The organism is Lachnoanaerobaculum sp. Marseille-Q4761 (assembly GCF_017565785.1).
Taxonomy (GTDB): Bacteria; Bacillota; Clostridia; order Lachnospirales; family Lachnospiraceae; genus Lachnoanaerobaculum.
The window spans coordinates 210,193-223,683 of the sequence record NZ_JAGEKB010000003.1; the positions used below are offsets into that span (position 1 = coordinate 210,193).

At 33.5% G+C, this 13,491-nt stretch carries 19 protein-coding genes and 1 tRNA gene; 1 reads left to right on the forward strand and 19 read right to left on the reverse strand.

Going from position 1 to position 13,491, the window contains the following annotated elements:
* Positions 1-2 precede the first annotated feature (2 nt).
* The 7 genes from ahpC to J4O15_RS12185 form a co-directional block, all read right to left on the reverse strand.
* Positions 3-566: an alkyl hydroperoxide reductase subunit C gene (gene ahpC / locus J4O15_RS12155; protein WP_009218881.1), complete on the reverse strand. Its 564-nt coding sequence runs from the start codon at positions 564-566 to the stop codon at positions 3-5.
* A 330-nt stretch (positions 567-896) separates the two neighbouring features.
* Positions 897-1,634 carry a tRNA pseudouridine(38-40) synthase TruA gene (gene truA / locus J4O15_RS12160; protein ID WP_208100951.1) on the reverse strand — a complete coding sequence of 246 codons (738 nt, stop codon included), beginning with the start codon at positions 1,632-1,634 and terminating at the stop codon, positions 897-899.
* A 4-nt stretch (positions 1,635-1,638) separates the two neighbouring features.
* Entirely contained in the window at positions 1,639-2,445 is an 807-nt protein-coding gene (locus J4O15_RS12165) for an energy-coupling factor transporter transmembrane component T family protein (RefSeq protein WP_208100952.1), read from the reverse strand.
* Positions 2,438-3,313, reverse strand: a complete 876-nt coding sequence (locus tag J4O15_RS12170) for an energy-coupling factor transporter ATPase (protein WP_208100953.1) — start codon at positions 3,311-3,313, stop codon at positions 2,438-2,440. Before J4O15_RS12170 ends, J4O15_RS12165 begins: the two co-directional genes overlap by 8 nt.
* Before the next feature lie 19 nt (positions 3,314-3,332).
* A complete protein-coding gene (locus J4O15_RS12175; RefSeq protein WP_208100954.1) occupies positions 3,333-4,187 on the reverse strand; it encodes an energy-coupling factor transporter ATPase in 855 nt (284 codons plus the stop codon).
* Between the two features lie 91 nt (positions 4,188-4,278).
* Positions 4,279-4,352, reverse strand: a tRNA-Arg gene (locus J4O15_RS12180).
* Between the two features lie 48 nt (positions 4,353-4,400).
* On the reverse strand, positions 4,401-5,132 hold the full coding sequence (locus J4O15_RS12185) for a TraX family protein (RefSeq protein WP_208100955.1): 732 nt from the start codon (positions 5,130-5,132) through the stop codon (positions 4,401-4,403).
* Between the two features lie 216 nt (positions 5,133-5,348).
* Here J4O15_RS12185 and J4O15_RS12190 point away from each other — a divergent pair, with 216 nt between their 5' ends.
* A complete protein-coding gene (locus J4O15_RS12190) occupies positions 5,349-6,707 on the forward strand; it encodes an MATE family efflux transporter (protein ID WP_208100956.1) in 1,359 nt (452 codons plus the stop codon).
* Positions 6,708-6,735: 28 nt separating this feature from the next.
* On the opposite strand, the gene J4O15_RS12195 is transcribed toward J4O15_RS12190, so the two are convergent.
* From J4O15_RS12195 to codY, 12 genes are all read right to left on the reverse strand, one after another.
* Positions 6,736-7,146, reverse strand: coding sequence for a hypothetical protein (locus J4O15_RS12195; protein WP_208100957.1), 411 nt, complete (start codon positions 7,144-7,146; stop codon positions 6,736-6,738).
* Positions 7,147-7,148: 2 nt separating this feature from the next.
* Positions 7,149-7,637 (reverse strand): SF0329 family protein, encoded by a 489-nt coding sequence (locus tag J4O15_RS12200; protein ID WP_208100958.1) that lies wholly within the window; start codon positions 7,635-7,637, stop codon positions 7,149-7,151.
* A 20-nt stretch (positions 7,638-7,657) separates the two neighbouring features.
* Positions 7,658-7,888 carry a phosphohydrolase gene (locus tag J4O15_RS12205; RefSeq protein ID WP_208100959.1) on the reverse strand — a complete coding sequence of 77 codons (231 nt, stop codon included), beginning with the start codon at positions 7,886-7,888 and terminating at the stop codon, positions 7,658-7,660.
* 2 nt (positions 7,889-7,890) lie between these two features.
* On the reverse strand, positions 7,891-8,244 hold the full coding sequence (locus J4O15_RS12210; RefSeq protein ID WP_208100960.1) for a hypothetical protein: 354 nt from the start codon (positions 8,242-8,244) through the stop codon (positions 7,891-7,893).
* Positions 8,245-8,254: 10 nt separating this feature from the next.
* A complete protein-coding gene (locus tag J4O15_RS12215; RefSeq protein ID WP_243762062.1) occupies positions 8,255-8,788 on the reverse strand; it encodes a hypothetical protein in 534 nt (177 codons plus the stop codon).
* A gap of 4 nt (positions 8,789-8,792) precedes the next feature.
* Positions 8,793-9,296, reverse strand: a complete 504-nt coding sequence (locus J4O15_RS12220; protein WP_009218893.1) for a YfbM family protein — start codon at positions 9,294-9,296, stop codon at positions 8,793-8,795.
* A gap of 18 nt (positions 9,297-9,314) precedes the next feature.
* Positions 9,315-9,749, reverse strand: a complete 435-nt coding sequence (locus J4O15_RS12225) for a GNAT family N-acetyltransferase (RefSeq protein WP_208100962.1) — start codon at positions 9,747-9,749, stop codon at positions 9,315-9,317.
* Positions 9,750-9,767: 18 nt separating this feature from the next.
* Entirely contained in the window at positions 9,768-10,541 is a 774-nt protein-coding gene (locus tag J4O15_RS12230; protein ID WP_442911602.1) for a DUF2262 domain-containing protein, read from the reverse strand.
* Between the two features lie 224 nt (positions 10,542-10,765).
* Positions 10,766-11,617 (reverse strand): CbrC family protein, encoded by an 852-nt coding sequence (locus J4O15_RS12235; RefSeq protein WP_208100963.1) that lies wholly within the window; start codon positions 11,615-11,617, stop codon positions 10,766-10,768.
* Between the two features lie 17 nt (positions 11,618-11,634).
* Positions 11,635-11,967 carry a hypothetical protein gene (locus J4O15_RS12240; protein WP_208100964.1) on the reverse strand — a complete coding sequence of 111 codons (333 nt, stop codon included), beginning with the start codon at positions 11,965-11,967 and terminating at the stop codon, positions 11,635-11,637.
* Positions 11,968-12,013: 46 nt separating this feature from the next.
* A complete protein-coding gene (locus tag J4O15_RS12245; protein ID WP_208100965.1) occupies positions 12,014-12,331 on the reverse strand; it encodes a hypothetical protein in 318 nt (105 codons plus the stop codon).
* Positions 12,332-12,448: 117 nt separating this feature from the next.
* Positions 12,449-13,240, reverse strand: coding sequence for a GTP-sensing pleiotropic transcriptional regulator CodY (gene codY / locus J4O15_RS12250; RefSeq protein ID WP_009218902.1), 792 nt, complete (start codon positions 13,238-13,240; stop codon positions 12,449-12,451).
* Positions 13,241-13,491: the final 251 nt, after the last annotated feature.

The following is a 13,491-nucleotide window of genomic DNA, read 5'->3' on the forward strand; positions in this document are numbered from 1 at the left end:
TATTATAACTGACCTACAAGATCAAGACTTGGCTTCAATGTTTCTGCACCCGGCTGCCACTTTGCAGGACAAACCTGATCACCATGCTCATGAACGAACTGGCAAGCACGAAGCTTTCTTAAAAGTTCCTCTGCATTTCTTCCTACTCCACCTGCATTAACCTCATATGAAACGATCTTTCCATCAGGATTGATGATGAAAGAACCTCTCTCTGCAAGTCCGTTCTCCTCAATATATACTTCAAAATCTCTTGATAATACATGTGTAGGATCTGCAAGCATCGGATACTCGATCTTTGAGATACGCTCTGAATGATCATGCCATGCCTTATGTGTGAAGTGAGTATCTGTAGAAACTGAGTAAACCTCACATCCTGCCTCAGAAAACTCCTTATAATTCTTCTGTAAATCCTCTAACTCTGTAGGGCAAACAAATGTGAAATCTGCAGGATAGAAAAAGAAGATGCTCCACTTTCCTAAAATGTCCTTCTTAGATACCTCAACGAAATCTCCCTTATGAAATCCCTGTACGCTAAACTCTCCAACTTCCTTGTTAATTAATGACATAATGTCCTCCTTATATAAAAATATTTTTTATGTTCCAATAAGAGTAGGTAGATGACTATCAATTATTTTCTTTGACCTTAATCAACTGATAGGATTCCCTAACACTCTGCTATTATATTTAACATAAAATAATTGTATACGCAATACTATTTTTGTAATTTCGTCGTTTTAACTAATAATAATTCCTATTATCGCTAATTATTTTATACTAAAATATCTTCTATGCCTCTTCCATGTGTTTATAATACTTTTTAATCTTATACCCTCACTTTGATAAATTCATTTATAATTATTTTCAAAACAAAAAAGATGCGAATTCTCGCATCCTTTTTAAATATATTCTATTTCCACCAATGTAAGCCCCTTTGCAGGCATTGTTTGTCCGGCAAGCTTTCTGTTTTTTGCCTTCATTATTTCAGTGATATGACTTGGAGGGTAAACTCCCATACCTACTTTTATAAGTGTACCTGCTATAATCCTTATCATGTTGTAGAGAAATCCGTCACCTCGTATAACTATGGTAATCATATCCTCATCCTGTAATATTTCCAATGAGAATATAGTCCTTATCGGTGATGAAGCCTGTGACTTTTGAGAACAAAAGCTTGTAAAATCATGTGTTCCTATAAAGTATCCGCTTGCCTCCCTCATTTTTTCCACATCAAGGTTAAAATAGCAAAAATGTGCATAGAGCCTTTCGGTAGGTATATCAATTTTTCTGTTTAATATCCTATATGTATATGTCTTTATACAATCATTTTTTCTTGGATGCCAGCCCGACTCCACTTCATCCGAGTACTGTATTCTGATATCCTCAGGCAATCTCTGATTTATTGCAAATGCAAACTTATCTGCCGCCATTCTTGCATTTGTATCAAATACCGCTATATTCCCATATGCATGAACACCTGAATCGGTTCTTGATGCACCTATTACTTCTATATCTTCGCCTGTAAGCTTCGTAATAGCATTATTTAGCACCTCTTCTATAGTGATTCCGTTGGGTTGTTTTTGCCAACCGCAGTAATTCGTACCATCATAGGATACTATAAGTCTAATTCTTCTCATTAATCTACTTTCTAAATACAAAAGCTAAAGCAATGCATATCATTAAATATATTAAATAATATAAATATGCAATTATATCTATTTTTTTATACTTTAAAGGCTTTAGTTTTGTTCTTCCCTCTCCGCCATGATAGCATCTGGCTTCCATTGCCATGGCAAGATCTGTGGCTCTTCTCATAGCTGAAATAAAAAGCGGTACCAAGAGAGGCACCATAGCCTTTGCCTTTTGCACGATATTACCCGATTCAAAATCAGCACCTCTTGCCATCTGTGCCTTCATTATTTTATCGGTTTCCTCTATCAGTATGGGTATAAACCTAAGTGCAATCGACATCATCATAGATATCTCATGCACAGGTATCTTTATAACCTTTAAAAATCCCATACTCTTTTCAAGTCCGTCTGTAAGTGCATTGGGTGTTGTCGTAAGAGTCATTATAGATGAACCAACTATCAAAAAAATCAATCGAAGCCCCATAAATATTGAAACCCTGATACCTTCTTTGGTTATTTTAAGTATCCAAAGTTTGAATATAACCTCTCCGTCAGTTAAAAACAAATTAAAACTGACACTTATAATTAACAGTATAAGAACAGCCCTAAGTCCCTTTAACATAAATTTTACCGGCACCTTTGATAAAACTATAGCTGTTATCAAAAACAGGGTTGCCAGTGCATATCCAAGCCATGAATCAGCTATAAAAAGAGAAATAATAAAAATCATGGTGCCAAAAAGCTTGGTTCTTGGGTCCAGTCTATGTATTACAGAGTCTATTGGGTAATACTGTCCCAATGTAATATCTCTAATCATTTTTATCCTTTCTCTTAATATATTCTAATATCCTGTCTCTTGCCTCTTGTATTGTGGTGATATCATCTCCCAGATCAATACCTTCTTTTTTCAGCCTTTCAACAATATATGTTATTCCCGGCGCACTAAGTCCGATACTTTCAAGGAATTTATACTGCTTAAAAACTTCCTTTGGAGTACCGTCAAGCACTAATTCTCCTTTATTCATCACAAGAAGTCTGTCAACATATTTTGCAACATCTTCCATACTGTGTGAAACCAAAATAATGGTCATATCTCTTGATTTTTTCAGCTCGATAATTTCCTCAAAAAGCTCATCTCTTCCCTTTGGATCAAGCCCCGCTGTCGGCTCATCTAAAATGAGTACATCCGGATTCATCGCAAGAACTCCCGCTATAGCCACTCTTCTTTTTTGTCCTCCTGAGAGTTCAAACGGTGATTTTTTATAATAACTTTCATCAAGACCTACTAAAGCAAGACTCTCCTTTGCACGAGACTCCACTTCCTTTTCAGGAAGCTTTTGATTTCTTGGTCCGAACATCACATCTGAAAGTACATCCACTTCAAAAAGCTGATGTTCCGGATACTGAAATACAAGTCCTACTCTCTGTCTTAAAAGTTTCATATCATACTTTTGTGTATAAATATTTTCTCCGTTAAACAGCAATTCACCTGATGTAGCTTTTATAAGTCCGTTTAAATGCTGTATAAGAGTTGACTTCCCGGAACCTGTATGTCCTATAATTCCTACGAACTCACCCTTTTTTATTTTAAATGAAACATCCTTTATAGCATACTGTTCAAAGGCTGTTCCTTCTCCATATATAAAATTTAATTTTTTTGCTTCTAATTGCACATTATCCTGCATTCTTATCTCCAAACGGTTCCTATTTTAGTATAGGCAAAAGATTATCGACCAATTCATCCAATGTAAGTATGCCGTCAGGCAGGTCAAGCCCTGCCTGCTTTAACTCAAATGCCAGTTCTGTAGTACTTGGTACATCAAGTCTTAACTTTTTTAACTCCTCAACATGAGAGAAAACCTCTTTAGGTGTTCCATCCATAACTATCCGACCTTCGTCCATTACTATAACTCTGTCAGCCCCTATGACCTCTTCCATATAATGAGTAATAAGTATTACCGTAATATTTTCTTTTTTATTAAGCTCCAGTACTGTTTTTATAACTTCTTTCCTGCCATTCGGATCAAGCATTGCGGTAGGCTCATCCAAAACAATACATTTGGGCTTCATTGCCATAATACCGGCTATAGCTACCCTCTGCTTTTGTCCTCCTGAGAGTTTATTTGGCGATTTATATCTGTATGCCGTCATACCTACAGCCTCCAATGCATTATCTACCCTCTTCCACATATCATCAGTCGGAATACCGATATTTTCAGGTCCGAATGCCACATCTTCTTCTACCACATTTCCTATGATTTGATTATCCGGATTTTGGAATACCATTCCAACCATCTTTCTCAAATCCAAAAGTGTTTCATCATTAGCCGTATCCAAATCGGAGATATAAACAGTTCCCTCTGTAGGCAGAAGTATACCGTTTAAATGCTTTGCGAATGTAGATTTTCCGGAACCGTTATGACCTAAAATAGCCACAAAATCACTTTGCGTGATATCAATATTTAGATTATTGATAGCCCTTTTTACATCCTCTACATTATCCTCTTCATCTCTCGTTATATAATCAAATATAAGCTTTGTCGCTTTTACTATTCCCATTTTTACCTTTTACTTATTTATTAATCAAATACGGGTTATTACCCTGTAATATAAAACAAAAACCTCAGCAAGGTTGCTGAGGTTCTAATAACGTGCGTGAGAAGATTCGAACTCCCGACACCTTGGTCCGTAGCCAAGTGCTCTATCCAGCTGAGCTACACACACATTGCAAGTACATATTTTACATTAGTGTATTGTGTTTGTCAATAGGATTTAAATATTTAAATAAAAACGAAAAATACCCAAAATAAGTATGTGTATCGGATAAAAAAGATAATTAATCCACTTATATTGTTTACCTCTTTTTCCATTATAAGTTAAAGTCAGACCAAACCCCAAAAATGAGTAAAACTCCTTTATAATTGAAAGATAACCTAATCCTGCTCGGGTCAGAGGCTTATCATAAAAAATATAAAAGATGTAAGCTACTACTACTGCGTGGTAATCATAGTCAAGGCTAAGTTCCATGGCTGAAAGTCCTGAAATTATAACTATTATAATCGAAACTGTATACCATAAGGCTTTAATCTTAATTTTCTCTTTTAAAGCATCAATTATCCATATAGTTATAAGGCATAGAGCCAGAGTAAACATCATATTATTCCAATATGGATTGAAGAATGTTTTTGATGTAAACATATCAAAAGGTACTTCCGATATTATACCGAATACTATCAATGTAATTAGATATTTCTTCCTGTTTTTTGTTTTAAAAAATCCCTCCACTATAAAAAACACAAATATAGGAAAAGCGATTCTTCCCAATATTGAAAATATATTTGACAAATACAATAAAAATCCACTACCATCAAGTATAGGTGTTATAAGGGCATTATTTACATGATCAATAAGCATTGAAATAAATGCTATATATTTTAACTGTGCTCCCGTAAAAATTTGAATTCTTTTTAATTTATCAGATTCAAATCGTTTTTTTAATTCCATAGTTTCCCTCATATTTTTATATATTTATGAAACAAATTATAATTAATGAATTTTCGTTATATCATATCTAAATGAACATTTTATAAAATGAATGTTAACATATTCTTTTTAATCATTTGACTTGTAAGTTCACTGCACATATAATGGTAAAATCACACTCTAAAATCACCTAAATATTTTAACGGATATAGAGATTTATTAGTATGGAGGATCAGTATGTACACCGTTACAAAAGGCAACTCATCTTTTAATAAAGATATTTTAAGGCTTGCCATCCCAATAGTTTTACAAAATATTGTTACAACCGCTGTAAATTCAGCTGATGTAATAATGCTGGGTTTTGTAGGACAAAATGCACTTTCAGCCGGATCACTGGCGAATCAGGTTATGTTTATTTTAAACCTTGTATATACAGGTATTTCTTCAGGTGTCATAATGCTTGCCGCACAATACTGGGGGAAAAAGGATACAAAGACAATTGAACATATAATGGGCATAGGTATGCAGCTGTCCATGTTTATATCAATTATGTTTTTTATTATGGCATTCTTTTTTCCACATGTTTTGATGAGAATATTTACAAATGATATAAATTTAATCACTGAAGGTATACCTTATCTTAGAATGGTAAGCTTCTCATATCTTTTTATGAGTTTTTCTCAAGTCTACCTTTGTGCTATGAGAAGTATAGAAAGAGTTCATTTTTCAACTGTAACAAATGCCGTTGCACTTATTTTAAATATTATCTTTAATGCAGTTTTTATTTTTGGACTATTTGGTGCTCCAAAACTTGGAATACTTGGTGTTGCACTGGCAACCGTAATTGCAAGAGCTGTTGAATTTACAATATGTGTCATAGATAATTTTATACCGAAAGCCATTCATTTCCATATAAAAAATATTTTGGAAGTAAATAAAATATTGTTTTTTGATTTTATGAAATATTCTCTTCCTGCCTTCGGAAATGAGATAGTTTGGGGAGTGGCTTTTTCTATGTACTCTGTTATTATGGGGCATCTTGACAGTGATATAGTGGCGGCGAATGCAGTAGTTGTGGTTGCAAGAAATCTTGGTACTGTGGCATGTTTCGGTATAGCCGATGCAGGAGCAATTATCCTTGGAAAATCAATAGGTTCCGGAAATACCGATACTATAAAGTCTGATTCTTCACACTTCGTAAAAATAACAAGTATGTCGGCAGTTGTAGGTGGAATAGTTATATTTCTTTTACGACCGGTATTTTTCACTATGGCTGATTTAACTCCTACTGCAAAGAGTTATCTTAGTATAATGCTTTTTATAAATATGTATTATATAGTAGGCCAAGCATTCAATACTGCAATGATTTGTGGCGTGTTTAGATCGGGTGGCGATTCCAAATGGGGATTTTTCTGTGACATAATAGATATGTGGTGCTATTCGGTTCCGCTCGGCTTTATATCGGCTTTTGTTCTTAAGCTTCCGCCAATGTGGGTATATTTCCTTATTTGTACCGATGAGTTTGTAAAGATTCCTTTTATTTATAAGCATTATAAAAGCTATAAATGGCTAAAAAATATTACAAGAGATTTTTAAAATAAGGGGCGATAATCACCCCTTATAACTATAATTGTATCCATTCCAATCTGTCTACGCTCTTTAATGTAAGTACACTTTTATCATATCTGTTTTTGAGCACAACTTCATCTTCCACAGATATATCACTATACCAATGATTAAGACTTGCATATTTTCCTGTGTGAATATCAACGATTACAGTAGTTATAGGATCCCAAGTTTTCTTTTTAACACTCTCTACAATTACATAATATGCGTCTAAGAATACAAGATTTCTTCCATACATCCAAAACGGTAGTTCTTTATCTAACAGTGGAAGCTTAGCTGAAAAAATAAAATCCCCCATCGGCGGCTCAGTCTCATAGTTTAATACAATCTCACTTCCATAATATGCGATTTGGGCTCCATATGCACCTACACTTACAGGTACACCTTCTTCGGCTATTATAAAATCCATTTCTATATCCCTTCCGCATTCATTCTTATAGTAAAGAACTCTTTAAATGTATCGTCTTCGTTTTCTATAGTTTCTTTCATGGATATAAGTTTTCTTTTACCGACTCTTCTATCCAAAACAGCAAATATCCTGACAAGCATATTTTCACTGTATAGACTCTTTTCAATGCTTTGGTTATCAAACTCATCAAATGCCTTATAAAAGCAAGCATGATCGAATAATCCCAGCTTTATGGCAGTATCGTCCATAAAAGCAAACTCTTCCTTCATACGCCTTTCATACTTTTCATCTTCCGGAAAAAGAGTAGCCTTTGTCCAATTATAATAATAGCAACCCTTTATAATCTCTTTCCCATCATATCTTATAGCCGCCCTTCCCTCATGGTCATGTGATCTGTTGTAAGACGTTACAAAATAACTGATATGTCCGCGCAAGCTATCTGCCAGATATTCACCTTCCAACTTTTTTCTTATACCACTCCAAGTTGACATCTTCCCTCCAAGTCATAAACTTATTTACTATCCAACTTCTCAAAATATTCCTCTAAGTGATGATATATTTTCATATCATCATCTTCACTGTCACTTAAAACCACATAAATATTTTTGTTATCCATATCTGTAAACACAAAATTATATTCACCAAAATAAGCTTGGTAGCCGTATCTTATTAGAGTCAATATCTGACCAACCTTAAAGTTAAAAATACTCTTTCTAACAATATGAGCCTTACCTATCTCCAATGCTAGTCCCTCTTGTAAAAATATAAATATGGGTAGTTTGCAATCTCTTCATGCCAGTTATCATCATGCTTTATTAGAACCTTTCCATTTTCATCATAACACCTTGCAACTATCGGTGCTCTCTCTCCGGATTTTATTTTCCAAACCAATATTCCGTCCTCAAGCCCTGAGTCAGGTGAATCGGTCTTTATATATTTTCCCAAATAGCAATCCCACCTTCCAAAAGGCAACTTATCATACACAATATTTACAAACTCTGCCAAGGTATCCGGCAAAATAAATGTATCGGGATTAGGTGCGTTTACATCATCTCCCATGCACATACTGCTCCTGCCCATATAGACTTTTATTTGCATACTCTTCTCCTTAAAATTTATATAAAAGAGGAAATGCCAATCCCACATCAATAGCCATAAGTCCCAGTACAATACCCAAAACACCCAAGAATATATTTAAAACCTTAACATTTTCACGAATCTGTATGGAGAACTTACTGTAATCAATACCCCTGTTATTTATAATATTCTCTCTTTCTTCCGCTCTGTCTGTTAATGAGATATTATAACTTCCGCTCTCCGCACCAAATGTATACAGTTTGACTCTGACATCCTTAAAACTGTTTGCTGTAGTCCTAAAAAAATCCGGATACAATTGCATAAACTTTCCTGTAGCATTATTTTTAAGTTTAATATTTAAATTATATATAGGTGATACTGAATACTTCTTTTCTGAAAGCCATATATCATATTTACCGCCATCCTCAAGTGTAAAGCTCCCGTCTATGGAGCTGACCGGAATTTCATATATCATCTTAGCCTTGGCAAATCCTCTGACTTTTTTAATACCGATAACAATAAGATATATTCCCACAGGTACAAGAAGAAACAATAAATATTTCAAATCCTTAATAGATTGTAACCAATACATTTCCATCCGCTTCCAAAATTTCCTTATAAAAATCTTTCATCCTTTCAAAACAGTCAAGCAGATCTTCTTTTATTTCATCTTCCTCATCTTCATAATCCCAAATACTCGGATAAAGATCCGCTTCTTTTCCTTCTTTCAAACTGAAGCTTTCCAATGCACTTTCCATATCAAAATCTTCAAGTGCTCTTAATATATCAGAAACTCTATCCTTTTCGATATAGGCTATAAAATCTTCTATTTTTTCTATAGAATTCACACCAACTACAGCTTCACTGAGTGGATCGTCTTCTACAGGTTCTGAGGCAGTTATTCCTGTCATCATGTAGTGAAGCAGATCCCAGTTCTTATCAATATCAAGAATTATTTCGGCATTTTCATTCCAATCTTCCACTGTTTCAAAAATATCATCATCATTGTCAAATTGTTTAAGTGCTACCAAATCCTTATCACTTAAATACTGATAATTCGCTCTAAGTCCCATTTTTTCTCTCCTTAAATATTAAAATATTTTTATAAATCTTTTTTGCAGTTTATCCGATGTATATCCTATATTCTCATAAAATTTATGTGCTTCTAAACGATAATTTGCTGAATTCAACCTAATAAAAGCCATATTATTATCCAGAGCATATTTTTCAATATAGTACATTAATTTTTTACCAACTCCATTACCCTGAAATTTGGGATCAACAGCCAAACCTAATATATTAAGTCCGGTATCACTATACACACTTTCATATACTTGGGCATGGACAAATCCAATAGCTTTTTGTATATTATCATCTTCATATACCGCAATAATATGATGTTTATTATCACAAGATAATTTATTTATTTGATTCTTTACTGTACTTATATCAACATCATAACCTAAAGTAATTTTGCATATTTTTTGTATTTCTTCTGCATCAGATATATTAATTTCTCTTATCATATATGTTAAACTATCCTCTCAGCCGCCCATACTTGCAGATGTAATGCCCTTTTTCAAGCTTCCGTTCACAATAATACAATGTCCTGCAAAAATATCGTCATCATTAAAATATGCTGTGAATGAACCACCGGATGTCATAGAAATTGTCTCAATATCGATTTTCTTGGCAAAGCTCTCTTCCGTAATTTTTAAGGCTTCTTCCTCGGATTCACACCAATCTCTTGCAAGGTCTATAAGCTTTTCTGCTGCAAATGTTCTCATATTTGCATCCCATTTTTCAGCACTTAAGTACAATTCCTTCATTGCTTTCCTTGCCTTTGTGATTCCTGATTTATTGTCTTTATCAATATCCAAATAAATATCAATATTTTTGTCAATCCAAAGTATATGTCCTTCAAAGCTTTTTATTTTTCTATCATATACCGGTTCACCCAATATATCATCACCTATGATTACGGGCTTTTTGTATTCAGTAAGAATTTCTTCAAGCTCCGGGCTTTTTACATCTTTTTCTATTACAGACACAAGAAGAAAATCAAGTCTTTTTATCATAATCTCCGGCAATTCCTCAGGTAGCTTCTTACGCACCTTCAAATGATAAATAGCTTCATCATCAAATTCCGGTATAAAATGATTGTCATACTCTTTTTCACTTGCAGAAAACACGAAACGGCACTTTTCTTTATGTAGCTCTCCTGTTTCCAAACTTATAAAAGCCAAGCAGCAAATTGCTACTTCCCAAAAGCCGTTCCTCTTACTTGTGACATCACCTTCATGTCTAAGTACAAGAATTTCCTACTCTTTTTTATAAAAAGAATTTTCCCATTCCTCCTTAGTCATTTGGTTTCTTTTTCTCATATAATCAATGAGTTCCATTAAGATTAACCCCCTACGAGTTCTGATAATTCATTATCGCTAAGCTCACCATTAGTATATAACTTTTCAAGCAAATTTTCATCAAAATCTATTTCATAATAGTCTGTTACAAATTCCTTGAAGTCTCACAATCAAAAATATCAGTCCGCATCCACCCACAGATGATGTTTTCCACAGTGCAAACATCTAAATAAGTATCCGCAAACAGATCCGCCTTTTACCAGATATTCTTCTATATCATCAAACTCGTTTCGTTTATTGTACTCTTCGAAGACTTCTTCTGCAATTCCCATTTCTTTTAATTCTTTTGTACCTACACTACCAAGATATGCACAGTAATCATTACAACAGGAAAGCCAATATTCCCCTTGCCAGCTCAAATATCCCGGTGTTCTGTGGAACAGTTCATCATACTTTTCCTCATCAGGTTCAAAATCCCATTCCGCATCTTGAATAAATTCAGCATCAAACTTCTTTGCCGCTTCTCCGTTTGAAATACAAACCGGACAGAGATTTTCTACATTTTCTCTACTGTATGGAATAGTGGCATAATATACGGTGCTTTCCTTGCCACAGCATGGACATATCATTGCTTCTCCTTCTATAAATGCCCCTGTGCCTACAGGATCAGGATGATATTCAAATTTCGGTAATAATTTTTTATGTTTATTTCTTTCAATTTTTTCCTTTGCATTTAGCGGTCTTTTTGTTGCAAATCTGTCACCATGACTTTTACTTAAATCTTCTAATACGGAAAACTTTTTTAACTGCTTTTTATCCTTTTTATCATAAATATCTGCATACAGTTTATATGCACTCTCCATCATATACAGTTGTTGATAGACATCAACCAATACCTCTATAGCTTCTTTTTCATTATGCTTTAACAATCTGTCTGCAAATTCATATAGTGCCAATACACTTTCACTACTCTCATTTTGTTTTACAAAATTTTCTTTTAAGCTTATATATTCTTTTAGAAATTCATTCATTTTTACTTCTCATTCCTTTACATATCATCGTAATGTTCTTTTGCATACTCTATAAATTTATATATATCTGAGGATAATTTCTCCATTTCAAGCGAACCAAGTGCACCTAAATCATTTTTATATATGGTATCGTCCGAGTCCTTTTTTATAAAGAAAGCCATATCTCCGTCTTGACCTATCATAAAAAAATCAGGCTCATATTCGAAAACTTCATATGTCAGATTTCTTTCCGGCAAATCTTCTTCATAAAGTATCACACCTGTATTTTCTATTGAAAATCCGTCACTTCCCTTTATTTCCTTTAAAAACTTTTCATAGATTATTGGAAGTTTAAAATTTATATTATCCATAGTATCTCCTGATTTTTTATACTGTTTTATAGTTTAATTATAATTTCTATTCCAACCTTTCATCAAAATCAATTCCAATATTGGGCCACTTTTTTAAAAATATCCAATTTCTATCTGTTATTACTTTAAGTATATCTGTATCAAACTTCCTTATTTCTTCTATATTTCTTATCTCTCCGCTGTAAACCGAGCTTTCTTTATAAGAAATAAATATACTCATATAATCTTCATAACATGATAAAGACACCCCTATTTTAAAATTATCTTTTTCATATGAGTAACTGCAAATCCCCGCCTCTTTTTCAAAAAGATAAGTCGGCTCACTTTCAAAAAATTCAAAAAAATCAAGTTCTTCATATTTCATATACGCTACACTCCTAATCTGTTATTCTATACTTATTTTAATATATCAACCATATACAATCTGTATCTATTCTACTTTTTACGAAAAAAGGACCGGCATTGCCGGTCCCTTATATGTTTACTTTAAATTGATACCTTGATCCTTCTTGATTTCTTCCAGTTCTGCAAATACTACATCATTTATTACCTTGATGTAGGTACCCTTCATGCCTGATGACCTGCTCTCTATTACTCCTGCACTTTCAAATTTTCTAAGTGCATTTACTATTACCGATCTGGTAATTCCTACTCTGTCAGCTATCTTACTTGCTACAAGCACACCCTCATTTCCGTTTAATTCATCGAAGATATGTATTATAGCTTCCAGTTCTGAAAAGCTAAGTGTAGATATTGCAGATTTTACAATTGCAATCTTTCTGTTCTCCTCTGCATTCTCCTCATTTACACTTCTCATCATTTCAAGTCCTACTACTGTTGTACCATACTCACTTAATATTATGTCATCTATATCAAAGCCATTTTCCTCTTTGTAAATGAATACAGTACCAAGTCTTGAACCTGCAATATCAATCGGGCTTATAATAGCCTGAAATCTATTAACATTTTTCTCGTCAAACCCCAGTGTTGCCAGATTAACATTCTCTTTAGTGGACAATATTGAGAGTAGTCTTTCATTAAGCATTTCATCTATAAATCCTCCGACCTTATCCGCGATAAGCTCTGTGATTTCAGATGTGCCCTTATGTGTTCCAACTCCTAATACCTTCCCCTTTTTACTAATAACAAGACTATTTGCCTCCAGTATTTCTGATAATACATCACAAATATCATTAAATACTACTTTCTGTGAATTATTATTGTGTAATAACTTGTTAATCTTTCTAGTCTTATCCAATAATTGTACACTCATTCAAGAAAACCTCCCCTTAGAAAACAACGTATTTTCAATAAAGCTCACATCTAAATTTTAGCACAATTTGAATAAATGTACAACTTTTTTATCTTATATTTAATATTATTTACTTATCTAATCAAGCTAAATCTAAATAACACATTATTTTCATTTAGCACTTCTTGTAAAATATCTGATTAATTCTAATAAAATTATATATAATCTGATAACAACAAAATAAAAGGCAAAGTTTTCACTTTGCCTTAAAC